This is a genomic window from Roseateles sp. AC306 (assembly GCF_979253795.1).
Genome location: NZ_CEEDEB010000002.1, coordinates 18,848 through 35,742, shown reverse-complemented (window position 1 = coordinate 35,742; position 16,895 = coordinate 18,848). Strand labels below are relative to the sequence as shown.

General features: G+C 68.5%; 17 protein-coding genes. 15 read left to right on the top strand and 2 right to left on the bottom strand.

The genetic code is table 11. The annotated features are described in order from the left end of the window. Positions 1–48 precede the first annotated feature (48 nt). From AC0IZJ_RS04830 to AC0IZJ_RS04800, 7 genes are all read left to right on the top strand, one after another. A complete protein-coding gene (locus tag AC0IZJ_RS04830) occupies positions 49–942 on the top strand; it encodes an STAS domain-containing protein (RefSeq protein WP_471847218.1) in 894 nt (297 codons plus the stop codon). Between the two features lies 1 nt (position 943). Then, positions 944–1,333 carry an STAS domain-containing protein gene (locus AC0IZJ_RS04825; protein ID WP_471847216.1) on the top strand — a complete coding sequence of 130 codons (390 nt, stop codon included), beginning with the start codon at positions 944–946 and terminating at the stop codon, positions 1,331–1,333. Then, positions 1,308–1,721 carry an anti-sigma regulatory factor gene (locus AC0IZJ_RS04820; protein ID WP_471847214.1) on the top strand — a complete coding sequence of 138 codons (414 nt, stop codon included), beginning with the start codon at positions 1,308–1,310 and terminating at the stop codon, positions 1,719–1,721. The genes AC0IZJ_RS04825 and AC0IZJ_RS04820 overlap by 26 nt, the downstream gene beginning before the upstream one ends. A gap of 5 nt (positions 1,722–1,726) precedes the next feature. After that, positions 1,727–2,713, top strand: coding sequence for a SpoIIE family protein phosphatase (locus tag AC0IZJ_RS04815; RefSeq protein WP_471847212.1), 987 nt, complete (start codon positions 1,727–1,729; stop codon positions 2,711–2,713). Between the two features lie 14 nt (positions 2,714–2,727). Next, complete coding sequence (locus tag AC0IZJ_RS04810) at positions 2,728–3,606, top strand: sensor histidine kinase (RefSeq protein WP_471847210.1); 879 nt, start codon at positions 2,728–2,730, stop codon at positions 3,604–3,606. Further along, positions 3,603–5,588 carry a hybrid sensor histidine kinase/response regulator gene (locus AC0IZJ_RS04805; RefSeq protein ID WP_471847208.1) on the top strand — a complete coding sequence of 662 codons (1,986 nt, stop codon included), beginning with the start codon at positions 3,603–3,605 and terminating at the stop codon, positions 5,586–5,588. The genes AC0IZJ_RS04810 and AC0IZJ_RS04805 overlap by 4 nt, the downstream gene beginning before the upstream one ends. 136 nt (positions 5,589–5,724) lie before the next feature. Continuing rightward, positions 5,725–6,051, top strand: coding sequence for a hypothetical protein (locus AC0IZJ_RS04800; protein ID WP_471847206.1), 327 nt, complete (start codon positions 5,725–5,727; stop codon positions 6,049–6,051). Between the two features lie 22 nt (positions 6,052–6,073). Here AC0IZJ_RS04800 and AC0IZJ_RS04795 read toward each other — a convergent pair whose 3' ends face one another. Further along, positions 6,074–6,430 carry a hypothetical protein gene (locus tag AC0IZJ_RS04795; RefSeq protein WP_471847204.1) on the bottom strand — a complete coding sequence of 119 codons (357 nt, stop codon included), beginning with the start codon at positions 6,428–6,430 and terminating at the stop codon, positions 6,074–6,076. A gap of 300 nt (positions 6,431–6,730) precedes the next feature. On the opposite strand from AC0IZJ_RS04795, the gene AC0IZJ_RS04790 reads away from it, so the two are divergent. The 8 genes from AC0IZJ_RS04790 to AC0IZJ_RS04755 all read left to right on the top strand — a co-directional run bounded on the left by AC0IZJ_RS04790 (position 6,731) and on the right by AC0IZJ_RS04755 (position 16,162). Next, positions 6,731–8,230 (top strand): DUF7125 family protein, encoded by a 1,500-nt coding sequence (locus tag AC0IZJ_RS04790; protein ID WP_471847202.1) that lies wholly within the window; start codon positions 6,731–6,733, stop codon positions 8,228–8,230. 100 nt (positions 8,231–8,330) lie between these two features. Beyond that, positions 8,331–9,851, top strand: a complete 1,521-nt coding sequence (locus AC0IZJ_RS04785; protein ID WP_471847200.1) for a hybrid sensor histidine kinase/response regulator — start codon at positions 8,331–8,333, stop codon at positions 9,849–9,851. Positions 9,852–9,966: 115 nt separating this feature from the next. After that, positions 9,967–12,768, top strand: a complete 2,802-nt coding sequence (locus AC0IZJ_RS04780) for a M16 family metallopeptidase (RefSeq protein ID WP_471847198.1) — start codon at positions 9,967–9,969, stop codon at positions 12,766–12,768. Positions 12,769–12,950: 182 nt separating this feature from the next. Then, on the top strand, positions 12,951–13,373 hold the full coding sequence (locus AC0IZJ_RS04775; RefSeq protein WP_471847196.1) for a VOC family protein: 423 nt from the start codon (positions 12,951–12,953) through the stop codon (positions 13,371–13,373). After that, on the top strand, positions 13,370–13,897 hold the full coding sequence (locus AC0IZJ_RS04770; RefSeq protein WP_471847194.1) for a hypothetical protein: 528 nt from the start codon (positions 13,370–13,372) through the stop codon (positions 13,895–13,897). Before AC0IZJ_RS04775 ends, AC0IZJ_RS04770 begins: the two co-directional genes overlap by 4 nt. 29 nt (positions 13,898–13,926) lie before the next feature. Then, on the top strand, positions 13,927–14,421 hold the full coding sequence (locus tag AC0IZJ_RS04765; protein WP_471847192.1) for a hypothetical protein: 495 nt from the start codon (positions 13,927–13,929) through the stop codon (positions 14,419–14,421). Continuing rightward, entirely contained in the window at positions 14,418–15,041 is a 624-nt protein-coding gene (locus AC0IZJ_RS04760) for a glutathione S-transferase (protein ID WP_471847190.1), read from the top strand. The genes AC0IZJ_RS04765 and AC0IZJ_RS04760 overlap by 4 nt, the downstream gene beginning before the upstream one ends. Then, on the top strand, positions 15,041–16,162 hold the full coding sequence (locus AC0IZJ_RS04755; protein WP_471847188.1) for a patatin-like phospholipase family protein: 1,122 nt from the start codon (positions 15,041–15,043) through the stop codon (positions 16,160–16,162). Before AC0IZJ_RS04760 ends, AC0IZJ_RS04755 begins: the two co-directional genes overlap by 1 nt. A gap of 4 nt (positions 16,163–16,166) precedes the next feature. Here AC0IZJ_RS04755 and AC0IZJ_RS04750 read toward each other — a convergent pair whose 3' ends face one another. Beyond that, entirely contained in the window at positions 16,167–16,742 is a 576-nt protein-coding gene (locus tag AC0IZJ_RS04750) for a hypothetical protein (protein WP_471847186.1), read from the bottom strand. Positions 16,743–16,895 lie beyond the last annotated feature (153 nt).

Sequence of the window (16,895 nt, the reverse complement as noted above, 5' to 3'; positions counted from 1 at the left end):
GCCCGGCACGCAGGCAACAGCGGCCAACGCCGGTCAGGCAAGGAACCCATGAAGAACAACAGTGCGGCCTTTGAAACGCTGCTGTCGCAGCATCGCGCCCAGGTCCTTGCCGAATGGCAGGCCGAGCTGGCTGCCGGTGGCGGCGGCCGGAGCCTGAGCACCGAAGTGCAGGGAACCGAGCAGTTGCTGGATGCGCTTCAGTCTGGCCTGCAGGCCAAAGGCAGCATCGACAACTTCGACGACCGGGCCTGGGAGAAGAGCCGCGAATTCCTGGCCGCGCTGTCGCGCTCGCGCGCCGCACAAGGGTCGACGGCGGCGGACACCAGCCGCTTCGTGCTGGCGTTGAAGAAGCCGGTCTTTTCCGGCTTGCAGCGGGTGCTCGCCAGCGAACCCGCCGCGCTGCTGGAAGTCGTGTGGCAGGTGTCGACGCTGATCGACAACCTGGCCCAGTTCACGGTAACGACCTACCAGCGCAGCCGCGAGGAGCTCATCAACCGCCAGCAACAGGAGCTGCTGGAGCTGTCCACGCCGGTCATCAAGCTCTGGGACGGCGTGCTGGCCGTGCCGATGATCGGCACGCTGGACAGCGGCCGCACGCAGATCGTCATGGAGGCGCTGCTGCAGCGCATCGTCGACACCGGCTCCACCATTGCCATCATCGACATCACCGGCGTGCCCACCGTCGACACGCTGGTCGCCCAGCATCTGCTGAAGACCGTCACCGCCATCCGCCTGATGGGCGCCGAATGCATCATCAGCGGCATCCGTCCGCAGATCGCGCAGACCATCGTGCACCTGGGCATCGACTTGGCAGGCATCATCACCAAGGCCACGCTGGCCGATGCGTTGCAGGTGGCGATGAAGCGCGCCGGCTTCGTCGTCAGCCGCAGCAAGCCTGCAGCGGCCGGTGCACCGGCAACGACGTCCGCAGCGGCGGACTGACATGCAACGCATCCCCATCCTCCAGCTGGGTCGCACCCTGCTGGTCACCATCCAGGTCGACCTGATGGACCAGACCGCCCTGGCCCTGCAGGACGACCTGGCCGCGAGGATCGAACGCACCGGCGCCACCGGTGTGCTGATCGACATCTCGGCGCTGGAGCTCGTCGACTCCTTCATCGGCCGCATGCTCGCCAGCATCTCCAGCATCGCCCAGGTGCTCGGCGCCAACTCGGTCGTCGTGGGCATGCAGCCTGCCGTGGCCATCACGCTGGTGGAACTCGGCCTCTCGCTGACCGGCGTGCGCACGGCATTGAACGTTGATCGCGGCATGGAACTGCTCCGCCAGGCAACCGAGGAGCATTCTGATGACAGCGAATCCGAACGCGACTGAAGGCAGCGTGCCGGTCCGCACCGAGAACGATGTCGTCACCAGCCGGCAATTCGTGCGCAAGCTGGCGCAGCAACTCGGCTTCTCCCTCGTCGACCAGACCAAGATGGTCACCGCAGCCAGTGAGCTGTCGCGCAACGCGCTGGTCTATGGCGGCGGTGGTGACATGGAATGGCGGCTGCGCCAGGAAGGCCTTCGCGCCGGCCTGACGCTGTCATTCGTCGACCAGGGTCCTGGCATCCCGGACATGGATCTGGCGATGAAGGACGGCTGGACGACGGGTGGCAGCCTGGGCAAGGGCCTGCCGGGCAGCAAGCGGCTGGTCAACGAGTTCGAGCTGGAATCGACCGTCGGTCAGGGCACCCGCGTGACGATCACGCGCTGGAAGTAGCGCGCATGCGACCCTATCAACGGTTTGCCATCGACGATGCCAGCCAGGTTGGCGAAGCGCGTCGTGCGGCGCATGTGCTGGCCGCTGAACTCGGCTTCGACGACGCCGCCGCCGGCCGCCTGGCGCTCGGTGTGACCGAGCTTGGCACCAATCTGTTCCGTCATGCGGGTGGCGGCGCGCTGCTGCTGGGCCTGGACGGCGATGCGGTGGAGCTGCTGTCACTGGACACCGGCCCCGGCATGGATGTGAGCCGCTGCCTGCAGGACGGCTTCTCTACCGGTGGCACGGCGGGCACCGGGCTGGGCGCGGTGAAGCGCCTCGCCAACCGCTTCTCGGCCTTCTCGCTGCCGCAACGTGGGGCCGTGATCTCGGCGCGCTTTGAGTCCGGCACGGCCAGAACGCCAATCCGGCCGGGCTTCGCGGTCGCGGGCATCGGTCTGTCGGCACCGGGAGAGCAGGTGTCAGGCGACGGCTGGGGCCTGCGCGTCAAAGACGGGCGCTCGCTGCTGCTGATGGCCGACGGCCTGGGCCATGGCCCGGAGGCCGCAGAAGCGTCGGACACGGCGCTGGACCTGTTCCAGCGCACGAAAGCCACCGAACCGGCTGCGATGCTGGAGGATGCCCACACGACGATGCGCCGCACGCGCGGTGCGGCGGTCGCCATCGTCGCCATCGAGCCGTCGCTGGACAAGCTGGTGTTTGCCGGCGCCGGCAACGTTTCCGGCCGCCTGATCTCGGGCGTCAGCGATCGCAGCCTGATGTCGCAGCCCGGCACGCTGGGCTTGCAGATCCGCAGCCTGAAAGACGTCGCCTTCGATTGGCCGGAGCATGCGATCCTCGTGCTGTTTTCCGACGGCATCGTGTCGCGCTGGAATCTGGTCGACGCGGCGGGCCTGCTTCAGTGCGAGCCCATGGTGGTGGCCGGCTGGATCATCCGTGACCATTGCCGTGGCCACGACGACGCCACGGTCGTCGTCGTGCGGCGCCATTGAACTTCGAGAGCCTGATGCAAGAACTGTCCGTCCTCGAAGTCAACGCGCTGCAAGTGGCGCTGGCGGAGTCGCGCCAACAGGTCACTTCGCTGCAGGAGGAACTGGAAGAGACCAACGGTGGCGTGCTGGCGCTCTACGCCGAGCTGGACACGCAAGCCCAGCAACTGCGCCAGGCCACCGAGCTGAAGAGCCGCTTCCTGGCCTACATGAGCCACGAGTTCCGCACGCCGATCGCCTCCATCCGCAGCCTCACGCGCCTGCTGCTGGACCGGGTCGACGGCCCGTTGACGGTGGAGCAGGAAAAGCAGATCAACTTCATCCGCACGACGTCGGAAGAGTTCGCCGAGATGGTCAACGACCTGCTGGACCTGGCCAAGGTCGAGGCGGGCCGCATCGACGTGTCGCCGGCCTGGTTCGAGCTGGTGGACATGTTCTCGGCGCTGCGCGGCATGTTCAAGCCGGTGCTGGTGAACCCCGATGTGCAGCTGATCTTCGAGGAGCCGCAGGGCACCATGCAGCTCTTCACCGACAACGCCAAGCTGTCGCAGATCCTGCGCAACTTCATCGCCAACGCGCTGAAGTTCACCACCCAGGGTGAGGTGCGCGTGTCGGCCGTGCAGCAGGGCGAGTCCATCGTCTTCTCGGTGGCGGACACCGGCATCGGCATCGCGCCCGAGTTCCATTCGGCCATCTTCCAGGACTTCTCCCAGCTCGACTCCCCCATCCAGAAGCGCATGCGCGGCACCGGCCTGGGCTTGTCGCTGAGCAAACGCCTGGCCGAGCTGCTGGGCGGCAGCATCGCGCTGCAAAGCCAGGCCGGGGAGGGCTCGACCTTCACCGTCACGCTGCCACTGCGGCTGGCCAAAACGCCGCTGGAGGCCACTCAGCCATGACGGGGCCGGAACCGTCTGGCGCGTGGGGCGGGCGCAAGCTGGACCGCTCGCGGCACAGCCTGCTGGTGGTCAATGACGACCCGGTCGGCCGCTACACCACCGTGCGCCTGCTCCAGTCGGCGGGTTTTCCGGTCATCGAGGCGTCGACCGGTGCCGGCGCGCTGGCCCTGGCCGACGAGAGCCTCTCCGCCATCGTGCTGGACATCCATCTGCCCGACATCGACGGCCTGGAGGTCTGCCGCCGCCTGCGCCGCCAGCCCACCACCTTCAAGCTGCCGGTCATCCACCTGACGGCGGCCTACCTGACCGACGAGGATAAGGTGCGCGGACTGGACTCGGGCGCCGACGCCTACCTGACCCACCCGGTCGAGCCGGCGGTGCTGGTCTCGACCATCCAGTCGCTGGTGCGCACGCGCGAGGCCGAGGACGCGATGCGCCACAGCGAGGCCAAATTCCGCGCCGCCTTCGAGCGGGCGCCGGGGGGCATTGGCCTGGTGGACCTCGTCGACGGCAGGCTGCTGGACGTCAACCCCGCGTTGCTGGCCTTGCTCGGGCGCACGCAGGGCGAGGTGAACGGCCGCTCGCTGAAAGATTTCGTGGCCCCTGCCGACGGCCCTGTGGCCGAGGCCTTCGTGCGCCAGTTGTCCAGCGACAGTGCGCATGCGGAGTTCCAGCTCAGCCACCCCGACGGCCGGCTCGTGCCGGTCGCGTGGGCGGGGGCCAGCTACATCGAGCCGGGCATCGCCATGCTCGTGGCGACCGATATCTCGCAGCGCCTGCTGGTGGCGCAGCAGAGGCAGGAGCTGCTGGAACGCGAGCGCAGCGCACGCGGCACCGCCGAGCACAATATTCGGGTCAAGGACGACCTCATCGCCGTGCTGTCGCACGAGTTGCGCACGCCGTTGAACGTCATCCTGAACTGGGCCCACATGCTGCGCAAGCGCAGCAGCCCCGAGCTGCTGGAGCGCGGCCTTGCCGCCATCGAGCGCAATGCCGACATACAGGCGCGGCTGATCTCGGACATCCTCGACATGTCGCGCCTCAACCTCGGCAAGCTGCCGCTGAACAGGGAATGGGTCGACGTGGGCAGCCTCATCGCGGCCGCCGCCAGTGCCGTGCAGCCGCTGCTGCAGCGCAATGGTCACCGGCTGCTGCTGGACCTGGAGCGGGAAGAATTCAAGGTCTACGCCGACGATTCGCGCATCCAGCAGGTGCTGTGGAACCTGCTGGGCAATGCGCTCAAGTTTTCCCCCGCGGGCAGCGAGATCACGCTGAAGCTGCGTGCCGAAGGCAGCGGCGTGGTCGTCACGGTGGGCGACCAGGGCAAAGGCATCGCGGCCGATTTCCTGCCCTTCGTCTTTGACCGCTTCGCCCAGAGCGACGCCACCAGCAACCGCCAGCATGGCGGCCTCGGCCTGGGCCTGGCCATCGTCAAGAGCCTCGTCGAATCCCATGGCGGCCACGTCGGCGTGGCGAGTGGCGGGCGGGGGCTGGGCGCGCAGTTCAGCTTCTGGCTGCCTGGCTCGCCGGCCATGGCGCAGCCTTCGGAGCCGGGTGTGGCCAGCGGTTTTGCTGCGTTGGGCGATGCCACGTCGACGGTGCTCGTCGGGCTGCAGGTGCTGCTGGTTGAGGACGACGTGGAGGCCAGCGCCATGCTGACCATGATCCTGGGCGACCAGGGCATGCAGGTCCGCCATGCCGCGTCGGTGGACGAGGCGCTCGACACCCTGGGCACCCGCGGCTTCGACCTGTTGATCAGCGACATTGGCATGCCGGGCCGCGATGGCTACGAGCTGATCCGCGAGCTGAGACTCAGTGAGAACGGAGAGCGTCGCATGCCGGCGATCGCCCTGACCGCCTTCTCGCGCGAGACCGACCGCGCCCATGCTTTGGACGCCGGCTTCGACGCCCACCTCGGCAAGCCCTTGCGGCCCCAGCAACTGATGACGCAGATCCTCCGGCTCGTCGGTTCGACGCGCTGAGGCGCCGCGCCCGAGCCGGCTCGGGTGTGACCTAAGCCACGTCTTTGCCTGCCTGATCGGTCGCCGTGCCGCTCAGTCGACGGAACCGGTGTTTTTCAGCGCAGGCGTGCGGGGCCTCGGTTCTATCTTCGCGGCCATGAACTCCCGCCACCGCCGGCCGCTTCCGCTGCCCAGCCTCGCACCGCGTCGCATCACCTTCAAAAACGGTGGCGCTCGGTTGGTTGTCGACGACCTTGTGCCCAGCCATGAACGGCCCGTGCAGGCGGCGCTGCACCAGTTGGAACGCTTCTCGGCGCTGATGGCAGGCCAAGGCTGGCCGGCGCATGTGTCGCGCATGGCCTATGACCGCCTCTATGCCGGCGAGCGCTTCGGCTTTGCCAAGCGGGTGGGCCGTGGCGAGCTGCCCGTGCTGGCGCGGCAGCTGCTGGACTGCTGGCGAGTCAATCGCAGCGAGACGGCTTAAGACTGCAGCGCCAGGGGCGCGCTCAGTACGCGCTGCGCGGCGTGTTGCGGTCCAGCACGGAGGTCAGGTGCTTGCACATGTTCTCGCCCGTGGTGGTCAGGCGCAGTGAGCCGCCATGCCATTCGAGCCAGTTCAGGCTCACGTACTCTTCGATGGTGGCCTCGGCAATGTCGGCGGCTCGGCGGCGTTTGAGCAGGTCGACGGTGGCAAGCAGACCGTCGCGGAGCGCGTCGCGCCGCAGGGTTTCGGGGGCAATGGGGGCCGACTTCATCAGGATCTCCAGGATGCACGGGCGCGGCGTCGTCGCGCGACGATGGCCGGGCCATGCGGTCGTCAATGAGTTGCGCCAGAGGCGGGGCGACAAGGCCGGCTCGAACATGGATTCGAGAGGAGAGTATGAGGCTCGCCGCTCAATGCAGGTGACGATCGACGTGCGCCGGCGGGAGCCGGCAAACCGGAGAACCTGAAAACGTGGGTGTGGAGCATGGCGTCCAGCCTGTCGGGGGGTGTCGCGGCGGTGAGCAGGCGCGCGACGACCGCTTCAGTTCAGGCCGCGCCCGTGTCAGACAGCGCCGCGTTCGCTCCGGGCGGGCCTGAACCCCCAGCTTCACATCAATACACTGAAACACGCCGTATGCGCCCACTCGCAATGCGGCCAATTTGTGACTGGAGATGTGCAATGACAGGGAGTAAGACCCGTTCCGCAACCGGCGTCCCCGGCCTGGACGAGGTGTTGCATGGCGGGCTGATTGCGGGCCGGCTCTACCTCATCGATGGCGAACCGGGCGCCGGCAAGACCACGCTGGCCCTGCAGTACCTGATCCAGGGCGTTCGGGAGGGCGAGTCCTGCCTTTACGTGACGCTGGGTGAGACGGCCGCCGAGCTGCGTGCGGGTGCGGAGTCACATGGCATGACGCTGGACGGCATCGAGATCGTCGAACTCGTCGTCGATGAGGGCGACCTGCTGGGCGACTCCGAGCTGACGATGTACCACCCCTCCGAGGTGGAGCTGAACGAGACGACCAAGCGAATCCTGGAGGCGGTCGAGCGCTGCAAGCCCAGCCGCATGGTGCTGGACTCGCTGTCCGAACTGAGCCTCCTGGCCCAGAGCTCGCTTCGCTATCGCCGCCAGATCCTGGCGCTGAAGCAGTTCTTCGTCGGCCGGCACTGCACCGCGCTGTTCCTGGATGACCGCTCGGGCGACACCATCGACACGCAGGTGCACAGCATCGCCTCCGGCGTCATCGCGTTGGAGCGCAAGGTGCCCGCGTATGGGCCGGCGCAGCGGCAGTTGCACATCACCAAGCTGCGCGGCAGCGACTTCATCAGCGGCCAGCAGGACTTGCTGATCCGGCGCGGAGGGCTTCAGGTTTTTCCACGGCTGACGCCCAATGAACATGGCTCTGCCTATGCCCGCGACGCGGTGCCCAGCGGCGTTGCGGCGCTGGACCAGTTGCTCGGTGGCGGGGTGGATCGCGGCACGTCCACGCTGCTCATCGGCCCGGCCGGGTCGGGCAAGTCCACCATCGCGGCGCAATACGCCGTGCAGGCAGCGCGACGCGGCACGCGTTCGGCCATCTTCACCTTCGAGGAGTCCCGCGCGCTGCTGCTGGACCGCCTTTCAGGCCTGGGCATGGACATCGACGGCCTGGAGGGCAACCTGGTCGTGCGCCAGCTCGATCCGGCCGAGGTGCTGCCCAGCCAGTTCGCCAATATTGTGCGCAGCGCGGTGGAGCAGGACGGCGCACGCGTCGTCGTCATCGACAGCCTCAACGGTTACCTGAACGCCATGCCGGAAGAGCGCGCGCTGACCGTCCAGTTGCATGAGTTGCTGAGCTATCTGAACAACCACGGCGTTGCAACCTTCCTCGTCGCGACACAGTCGGGGCTGATGGGCGCCAGCATGCGCAACGTTGTCGACACCAGCTACCTGGCAGACGCCATCATGCTGTTCCGCATGTACGAGCATGAAGGCGCGGTGCGCAAGGCCATCTCGGTCGTCAAGAAGCGCAGCGGGCGCCACGAAGACACCATCCGCCAGCTGTGGTTCGACGAGAAGGGCGTCCATCTCGGGCCGCCGCTGACCCATCTGCGCGGTGTTCTGTCGGGCGTGCCCGTCGAACTTGGCAGCGCCAAGGTGCCGGTGGGAGGGGCCGACGATGGCGGCGGGCGGAACTGAGCGCTCCCAGGTCTGGGCTGCGCCCAGCCCGCCCCCCGAGGGGGTCAAGGAAACTTGGGGCGGCCCGGCATTTCCTTGTGAGCCGACCTACAGCGAGCGGGTGCTCATCCTCGCCCCGACGGCGCGCGACGCGGCTGTCACGCGGCGCGCGCTGGCGGGGGCCGACCTGGAGGGTGTCGTCGCCCGCGACTGGCGCCACGCCCAGGAGCTGATCCATGAGGGTGCCGGCGCCTTGATGTTCACCGACCTGACGCTGGCCGGGCCAGGGTTTTCCGGCCTGCTCGTGTCGTTGCAGAGCCAGCCGGCATGGTCCAACCTGCCGCTGCTGGCCCTGTGCCGCCAGGGTCTGCTCGCCCCGTCGCTGCGCGAGGCGGGGCTGCGCAACCTGACGGTGCTGGACCGGCCGACGTCCATGCGCACCATGCTCAGCGCCGTGATGACGGCATTGCGCGGGCGGCGCTGGCAGTACCAGATCCGCGACCAGATCGAAACCCTGGTGCAGGCCGACCGCGCATTGCGCCGCGCCGACCAGCGCAAGGACGAGTTCCTCGCCACGCTGGCGCACGAGCTGCGCAACCCGCTGGCCCCCATCCGCACCGGGCTGGAGCTGCTGTCGCAGCTGCCCGCCGACGCCGTCCGCCGCCAGACCGTCACGGCCATGATGGACCGGCAGATGCGCCAGTTGCTGCGCCTCATCGACGACCTGATGGAGGTGTCGCGCATCTCGACCGGCAAGCTCGTCCTGCAGCGCGAGCGGCTTGACCTGCGTCGGGTGGTGGAGACGGCGCTGGAATCCTGCGCGCCGTTGATCGCACGGGGTGGGCATCAGCTGAGCGTCGCCTTGCCCGACGAGGCGGTCTGGGTTGACGGCGATGCAGCGCGGCTGGCTCAATCCTTGAGCAACCTGGTCAACAACGCGGCCAAGTACACGCCCGATGGCGGCCGTATCGCCGTCACGCTGGCGCTTGCGGGGCAGCAGGCGGTGCTGGCCGTGCAGGACAGCGGCGTGGGCCTGCCGCCGGACATGACGGCGAGGGTGTTCGACATGTTTGCCCAGGTGAACCGTTCTCTGGAACGCGCCCAGGGCGGCCTGGGCATCGGCCTGGCCCTCGTACGCAGCCTGGTCACGCTGCACGGCGGCCAGGTGAGTGCCGCCAGTCCGGGGCCGGGGCTGGGCAGCACGTTCACGATCCACCTGCCGCTGCTGGCCGTGCAGGCCGCGCCTGTGGCCGCTGCCCCCGAGGCGGCGGCGCAGGCGCAGAAGCCGCTGCGCGTGCTTGTCGTGGACGACAACGAAGACGCCGCCGAGTCGCTTGCAATGCTGCTGTCGCTGGAAGGCCATGAGGTGCGCGTGCAGCACAGCGGCGCGGACGCGCTGGAGGCCGCGCCGGTGTTCCAGCCCCAGGCGATCTTCTGTGATGTCGGCATGCCCGGCATGACGGGCCACGAGTTCGCCACCCGGCTGCGCCAGGACCCGCGCTTCGCGTCGACCTTGCTGATCGCGCTGACGGGTTGGGGTACAGAAGAAGACAAGCGCCGCTCACGTGCCGCCGGCTTTGACGCACACCTGACCAAGCCGGCCGGCGAAGCCGCCATGGCGATGCTGCTCGGGCGCGTCTAGCGGCTCCCGCGAATTTCACGCCCGACTCGGCGTTGGCAACTGACGAACGGCTGCGCCGCCAAAACCACGCAGAATCCGCGCCAAGCCGAAGATGCGGCTGCCTGGAGAGAGACAGATGCGAATCAAGCTGGATGGGTGGATGCCGCGAGCCGTGGGCGTCGCCCTGATGGGTCTGGCGTTGGGCGCGGCGCAGGCCCAACCGGCAGCGGCGAAGGCCAGGCCGGCCGCGCCCAAGGCGGTTGCGACGGCGGCCTTCGTGGCCCTGCCGGAGCGCGTGCGTGAGCTCGGCGGCATCGAGGAATACCGCCTGCCCAACGGCCTGCAGATCCTGCTCTTCCCCGACGCAACGCAGACCACCACCACCGTCAACATCACCTACCGCGTCGGCAGCCGCCACGAGGCGCCGGGCGAGTACGGCATGGCCCATCTGCTGGAGCACCTGCTGTTCAAGGGCACGGCGCGGCAGAAGGACATCCCCGGTGCGATGGCCCAGCGCGGCGTGCGCTTCAACGGCACGACGACCGCCGACCGCACCAACTACTTCGCGGCGTTCAACGCGAACGCCGACACGCTGGACTTCCTGCTCGACCTGGAAGCCGACCGCCTGGCCAACAGCCGCGTCGCCAAGGCCGACCTCGACACCGAGATGACGGTGGTGCGCAACGAGTTCGAGCGCGGCGAGAACCAGCCCTTTGCCGTGCTGTCCCAGCGGGTCAACGCGGCGGCCTTTGCCTGGCACCCGTATGGCCACGCCACCATCGGCCCGAAGAGCGACATCGAGAACGTGCCTATCGAGAAGCTGCAGGGCTTCTACAAGCGCTACTACCGGCCCGACAACGCGACGCTGCTGATCGCCGGCGCCTTCGACAAGCCCGCCACGCTGGCGCTGATCGCCAAGCATTTCGGCCCGCTCGTCAAGCCGCCCACACCCGTGCAACTGCCCTACACGGTGGAGCCGGCGCAGGACGGTGAGCGCTCGGTGGTCGTGCGCCGCGTGGGCGGCCAGCCCATCCTGCTGGCGGCCTATCACGTGCCGGCCATCACCCACCCCGACACCCCGGCCCTCATCGTCTACGGCCTGCTGATGAGCCTGCAGCCCAGCGGCCAGCTCTACAAGCAGATCGTCGAGCCCAAACTGGCCGTGGCGGCCGGCATCGGCGGAGCAGGCGGCGTGGACCCCGGCACGGTGAGTGCCTTCGCGGCGCTGCCGCCGGGTGCCGACGTCAGCCAGGTCGAGACCCTGCTGCTGGACCTCGCCGAAGGCCGCACGGCCAAGCCGTTCGAGGAGAGCGAGCTGGTGCGCGTGCGCGACATTGCCGTCAACAGTTACCGCCAGCAGATGAAGAACCCCGAGGCGCTGATCCAGCAGATCTCCGGGCTGATCGCCGCTGGCGACTGGCGCCTGCTCTTCCAGCTGATGGAGGACATCCCCAAGGTCACGCTGGCCGATGTGGAGCGCGTGCGAGCCGCCTACTTCAGGCCCGCCAACCGCACGCTGGGCCGCTACCTGCCGGCGGCTGCCGCAGAGCGCGTCGAGATTCCCGCCGCGCCCGCGCTGGACGAGCGGCTGGCCACGCTGAAGGGCCCGCCCAAGGTGGAAGAGGGCGAGCAGCTCGAACCGGTACCGGCCGTGCTGGAGTCGCGCGTGAAGCGGGCCACCCTGGCCAGCGGCATTGCGCTGCACACGCTGCAGAAGCAGACGCGCGGCAACACCGTGGTGCTGCAGATGCAGCTGCGCTGGGGCGAGCGTGACGCCACCTTTGCGCGCAACGGCACCGGCATGGTCGGCTCGCTGATGGACGAGGGCAGTGCCGGCTACACCCGGCAGCAGCTGCAGGACGCCCTCATCAAGCTGCGCGCCAGCCTCAACGTCAGCAGCTACGACCAGGGCGCCACCATCTTCATCAGCGCCGAGCGCGACACGCTGCTGCCGGCCCTGCGCGTGGCGGCCGACGCGCTGCGCCGTCCCAGCTTCCCGCAGGACGCCTTCGACCGCGAAATCAAGTCGGGCATCGCCGGCATCGAGGCCTCGCGCCAGGAGCCCGGCGTGCTGCGACAGGAGGCGACGCGCGGCCACTACAACGCCACTCGCGGCGTCAGCCTCGGCCACCCGGACTACGTGATGAGCGTGGACGAGCGCATCGCCAACCTCAAGGCCACGACGCTGGACGACGTGAAGCGCTTCTACGCCGACTATTGGTCGTTCAACGAGGCGCAGGTCAGCGTCGTCGGCGCCTTGCCGGACGGTTTGGCGGCTGAAGTCGACAAGCTCTTCGGCGACTGGAAGAAGCCGGCCGCGCCGAAGTTCGTGCGCCATGTGCCTCAGCACCTGGCCGTGCCCCCGGCGCGCTTCGACGCCATCGCGCGCGATAAAGCCAATGCCATCGTGCGCCTGCACCAGACCTTGCCGTTGAACAGCGAAGACGCCGATTACGCCGCGCTGGAGCTGGCCGTGCACATCTTCGGCGGCGGCGGGCTGGAGAGCCGCCTGTCCGAGCGCGTGCGCCAGAAGGAAGGCCTGACCTACGGCATCGGCGCGAGCCTGGGCGCCAGCTACTGGGGCACAGCCGGCAGCTTCGCCATCCAGGCCAGCTATGCGCCGGACAAGCGCGAGCGCGTCATCGCTGTCGTGCAGGAAGAGGTGGCCCGCCTGGCCGCCCAGGGCGTGACGGCGGCCGAGCTGGCGCGCGCCAAGAAGGACATTCTCGAAGGCCGCAAGCAGGGCCGTGCCGACCCGGGCGCGCTGGCCGGCGGCCTGACCAGCCTGGCGGAGCGCGGCGAGACCTGGGCCGCGGCGCAGAAGCGGGATGACGCATTGGCGGCCGTGACGGTCGAGCAGGCCAACGCGGCATGGCGCAAACACATTGACGCGAAGAACTTCATCATTTCGACCGCAGGCGACTTCAAGACTCCGTAGAGTGGGAGCCCCTCGTCCAAGGAATACCTTGGACGGTCCCCCGCGGGGACGGCGATGCTTGCCGGATTGACCGGCAAGCACATCGCCAAACGGGCCGGCTTGGGAGCGGCCCGGCGCTCGGCCCGAAATGCCGACGCTCTGACCCGCAGCGCTAGAGTTGTCAGTGCCACCAGGAGACCGCGATGAAGATCGACCCCTACCTGTTTTTCGACGGCCGCTGCGAAGAAGCCATCGAGTTCTACAAGAAGGCGCTCGGCGCCAAGGTGGAATTCATGATGCGCAACTCCGAGAGCCCCGAGCCGCCGCCGGAAGGCATGCTGCCTCCGGGCTCGGAGGACAAGATCATGCACGCGTCGGTCCACATCGGCGGCGCGCTGGTGATGATGTCCGACGGCATGTGCAGTGGTGAAGCCAGCTTCAAGGGCTTCTCGCTGTCGCTGGACTGCCCCGATCACGACGCCGCTCGCGAGGCCTTTGCTGCGCTGGCCGATGGCGGGCAGGTGACGATGCCGCTGGGCAAGACCTTCTGGGCGCCGCTGTTCGGCATGGTCACCGACCGCTTCGGCGTGGGCTGGATGGTGGGCGTGTCGCCCGATGCCGAGTGACGCTGGGCTTGCAGCTGCCGGCCCACCTCAAGGCCGACTGTTCGGCCTGCGTGGCACTGTGCTGCGTGGTCCCGCCCTTTGACGCCGTGCAGGGCTTCGGCTTCGACAAGCCGGCTGAAACGGCCTGCCACCACCTCTGTGCCGACCACCGCTGTGGCATCCATGACGGGTTGATCGAGCAGGGTTTCACCGGCTGCGTGGCCTTCGATTGCCTGGGTGCCGGGCAGAAGCTGACCGCACAGGCCGTCGAGCGCTTCGGCAGTGCCGACTGGCGCGCGCGGCCCGAAGTGGCCCGCTGGCTGTTCGCGGCCTATCCCCGCATGCGCGCTGCGCAGGAGTGGCTGGCCCGGCTGAGCCTGGCGGCTACGGTGTCCGGCCTGGGTCATCTGGAAGCCCTGGCGGCCGAACTGGAGGCCGAATCGCCGCGCTGGCCGGAGTGGAGCGCGGCCGAGCAGGGCGCCTGGCAAGCCCGTGTGCGGGCGGCGCTGGCGCCGCTCGCGGAGAATCCCGGTTTTAGGAACTGAAGCGACCCATGGATTCAGCGAAACCCACCATGGCCGTGGCCCTGGCCGATGAACGCCTGGGCAAGGGCTGGCGCCGGTCGCAAACCCGTATCCGCATCATTGCCGTGCTGTGCGCGCTGGCGGCCGCGGGCATTGTGTTCGCCCTCTTTGAGCGTTTTCGGGTGCAGGAGGGCGAGGCCAGACCGGAGAAGCAACTGATCGCGGCTGTCGATTTGCGCATCGGCAACCCCGCCGGGGCTGCTGAGCGAGGCGAGGCCCGGGCCCGCGCGGACATCGAGGCGGGCCTGCTGCAACTGGAGTCCTTTGGCCACGCGATACCGCAGGCCAAGGCCCAACGGATGAAGCAGCGATACGGCATCACCTGGGTCAACAAGGGCAGGGAAGCGACGCCGCTGACCCAGGCGCATGCGGACGCCTACAACCGCGTGATGCAGGCGGAGATCGAACGACGTCACGGCCGGGAAGTGCTGGAGCAGTTGCTGCCCAGCGAAGGCGGCGCGAACGCAGAGGGACCTCGCCCATGAAGCTCATCGGCATGCTGGATTCGCCCTTCGTGCGCCGGGTGGCGATCTCGATGCGGCTGCTGGGCCTGCCCTTCGAGCATGAGGCCATCTCCGTGTTCCGCGGCTTCGACCGGTTCCAGCAGATCAACCCCGTCGTCAAGGCGCCGACCCTGATCTGTGACGACGGCAGCGTGCTGATGGACTCGACGCTGCTGCTGATCTACGCCGAGGCGCTTGCCGGCCGCAGCCTGATGCCCACTGCGCCCGCGGAGCTGGCGCGCGAGCTGCGCATGATCGGCCTGGCGCTGGCGGCCTGCGAGAAGACGGCGCAGATCATCTACGAGCGCGGCCTGCGCCCGCCCGAGAAACGGCATGAGCCCTGGGTAGCGCGCGTCTCGGGTCAACTCAATGCGGCCTGCCGGGAGCTGGACAGCGAACTGGCCGCCCGGCCGCTGGACACCAGTGAGGCGGGCCTTCGCCAGGCCGCCCTGTCGGCGAGCGTGGCCTGGACCTTCACGCAATTCGTGCTGCCGCTGGTGCCGGCAGGCGGCTTTCCGCATCTGGTCGCGCATGCGGCGGCAGTCGAGCAGTTGCCGGTGTTCCGCGCCGTTCCCTGTGACGACTCGGTCCAGTTGAGCTGATGGCGACCCGCCGCACGCCCCAGACCGTCTACGTCTTCCAGGGCGGCGGCGCACTGGGCGCCTATCAGGCCGGGTTTGTCGAGGCACTGGAGAACGCCGACCTGCTGCCTGACTGGCTGGTGGGCACGTCCATCGGCGCCATCAATGCCGCGCTGATCGCTGGCAATGCGCCGGGCGACCGGCTGAAGGCGCTGCGCAGCTTCTGGGACCGCGTGACGACGAAGCAGCAGTTCGCGCCGCAGCTTCCCGCCAGCCCGTGGACGGCGCTGTGGCAGCAGGGCTTGCAGACCTGGCAGACCTTGACCAGCGGCATCCCCGGCTTCTTCAAGCCGCGCGGCCCGATGTCCTGGGACATGAACCGCAGGGCTCCGCTGAACGAGCTGAGCTTCTACGACACCGCGCCGCTGGCCGCCACGCTGCGCGAGCTGGTGGACTTCGAGCGCATTGCCAGGGCCGAAACGCGGCTGACGCTGTGCGCCGTCAATGTGCGCTCGGGCGAGCTGGCCTTGTTCGACAACCGCGACGGCCACACGCGCATCGGCCCGGAGCATGTGATGGCCAGCGGCGCGCTGCCGCCCGGCTTCGCGCCGGTGCAGATCGGCAATGACGCGTTCTGGGACGGCGGCATCTACAGCAACACGCCGCTGGATGTGGTGCTCGACGACGCCGAGCGCCGCGACACGCTGTGCTTCATGGTCGACCTGTGGGACGCCAGCGAGGCCGCGCCGCAGACCATGGCGCAAACGCTGACGCGCTACAAGGACATCCAGTACGCCAGCCGCATCCTGGAGCACCTGGGTGACCACGAGCGCATGCAGAACCTGCGCCGCGCGCTGCGCCTCGTCGGCAAAAAGCTTGACCGCAAGACGGCTGCCGACCCGGCCGTGAAGGAGCTGCTGGCCCTGGGCTGCGACTCGCGCATCGACGTCGTCCATCTCGTCATGCGCGCACTGGACGGAGAGGACTCCTGGCGCGACATCGACTTCAGCGACTCACGCCTGCGCGCCCGCTGGGCCGCCGGGCTGAAGGACGGCCGGCGCATGCTCAAGCGCGCACCGTGGAACGCGCCGCTGCAGGAGGGCTTGGGCATGCGCGTCCATACGCTCGACGGCGCGGACTGAAACGTCAGCGGCCGAGGCAGTTGGCGTTGTAGGCCTCTTCGGCCGTCGTGGCCTTGTCGCCCTGGGCTCGACGCGTGCGGATCGCGTCACGCAGCGCGATGCAGCGCTCCTGCAGGCGCTGGCTCTCCTGGCGGGACTGCGCGGCCTCCTGTCGGGCATTGCGCTCACCCTCGCGTTGCCGGGAGCGATCCTCCGAGACGCGTGCCCGAGCATAGGCATCGTCCTCGGTGCAATTGCTGCGGTATTCGCGCTGCAGATCCGTGACGACGGACCGGCCCACGCCACGGCTGGGCGCAGTGCGAATGGCATCGCTGACCTCTGCGCAGCGCTGGCTCAGATAGCGATGGTGGTCAGGTGCTGGCTCCAGGCTGGGCGCGGAAGAGCGATAGGTGGTGGACGCTGTCAGCTGCGTCGCCCCGGCGGCTACCAGTCGGGCCGGCGATGCATGGGTCGGTGCGCAAGGCCGATCCGAGAGGTAGGTCGTGCCGCCGACGATGCAGCGATAGGTCTGTGCGTGGGCCGTGGTGGCCGCGAGCAGGCCGCAGAGGGCGGCCAGCAGTGGCTGGATTCGAATGCTCATGAGTGGTGTTTTTCCCTGAGCTTCGAATTGTCTCGACCGGCCGGCGGTGCCATCACCCTCGGTTGAGTGGCCGTGCCGTGCAGCGTCCAGAGTTTCGAGACTTATGTCTCGGGCACCGGCTGACGGTGCCGTCAGGGCAGGCCTTGGCCAAGT

What these genes read in the sequence shown, in the direction of transcription:
- AC0IZJ_RS04830 (WP_471847218.1), top strand. Translation starts at nt 49, where the DNA reads ATGAAGAACAACAGTGCGGCCTTTGAAACGCTGCTGTCGCAGCATCGC.
- AC0IZJ_RS04825 (WP_471847216.1), top strand. Translation starts at nt 944, where the DNA reads ATGCAACGCATCCCCATCCTCCAGCTGGGTCGCACCCTGCTGGTCACC.
- AC0IZJ_RS04820 (WP_471847214.1), top strand. Translation starts at nt 1,308, where the DNA reads ATGACAGCGAATCCGAACGCGACTGAAGGCAGCGTGCCGGTCCGCACC.
- AC0IZJ_RS04815 (WP_471847212.1), top strand. Translation starts at nt 1,727, where the DNA reads ATGCGACCCTATCAACGGTTTGCCATCGACGATGCCAGCCAGGTTGGC.
- AC0IZJ_RS04810 (WP_471847210.1), top strand. Translation starts at nt 2,728, where the DNA reads ATGCAAGAACTGTCCGTCCTCGAAGTCAACGCGCTGCAAGTGGCGCTG.
- AC0IZJ_RS04805 (WP_471847208.1), top strand. Translation starts at nt 3,603, where the DNA reads ATGACGGGGCCGGAACCGTCTGGCGCGTGGGGCGGGCGCAAGCTGGAC.
- AC0IZJ_RS04800 (WP_471847206.1), top strand. Translation starts at nt 5,725, where the DNA reads ATGAACTCCCGCCACCGCCGGCCGCTTCCGCTGCCCAGCCTCGCACCG.
- AC0IZJ_RS04795 (WP_471847204.1), bottom strand. Translation starts at nt 6,430, where the DNA reads ATGTTCGAGCCGGCCTTGTCGCCCCGCCTCTGGCGCAACTCATTGACG.
- AC0IZJ_RS04790 (WP_471847202.1), top strand. Translation starts at nt 6,731, where the DNA reads ATGACAGGGAGTAAGACCCGTTCCGCAACCGGCGTCCCCGGCCTGGAC.
- AC0IZJ_RS04780 (WP_471847198.1), top strand. Translation starts at nt 9,967, where the DNA reads ATGCGAATCAAGCTGGATGGGTGGATGCCGCGAGCCGTGGGCGTCGCC.
- AC0IZJ_RS04775 (WP_471847196.1), top strand. Translation starts at nt 12,951, where the DNA reads ATGAAGATCGACCCCTACCTGTTTTTCGACGGCCGCTGCGAAGAAGCC.
- AC0IZJ_RS04765 (WP_471847192.1), top strand. Translation starts at nt 13,927, where the DNA reads ATGGCCGTGGCCCTGGCCGATGAACGCCTGGGCAAGGGCTGGCGCCGG.
- AC0IZJ_RS04760 (WP_471847190.1), top strand. Translation starts at nt 14,418, where the DNA reads ATGAAGCTCATCGGCATGCTGGATTCGCCCTTCGTGCGCCGGGTGGCG.
- AC0IZJ_RS04755 (WP_471847188.1), top strand. Translation starts at nt 15,041, where the DNA reads ATGGCGACCCGCCGCACGCCCCAGACCGTCTACGTCTTCCAGGGCGGC.
- AC0IZJ_RS04750 (WP_471847186.1), bottom strand. Translation starts at nt 16,742, where the DNA reads ATGAGCATTCGAATCCAGCCACTGCTGGCCGCCCTCTGCGGCCTGCTC.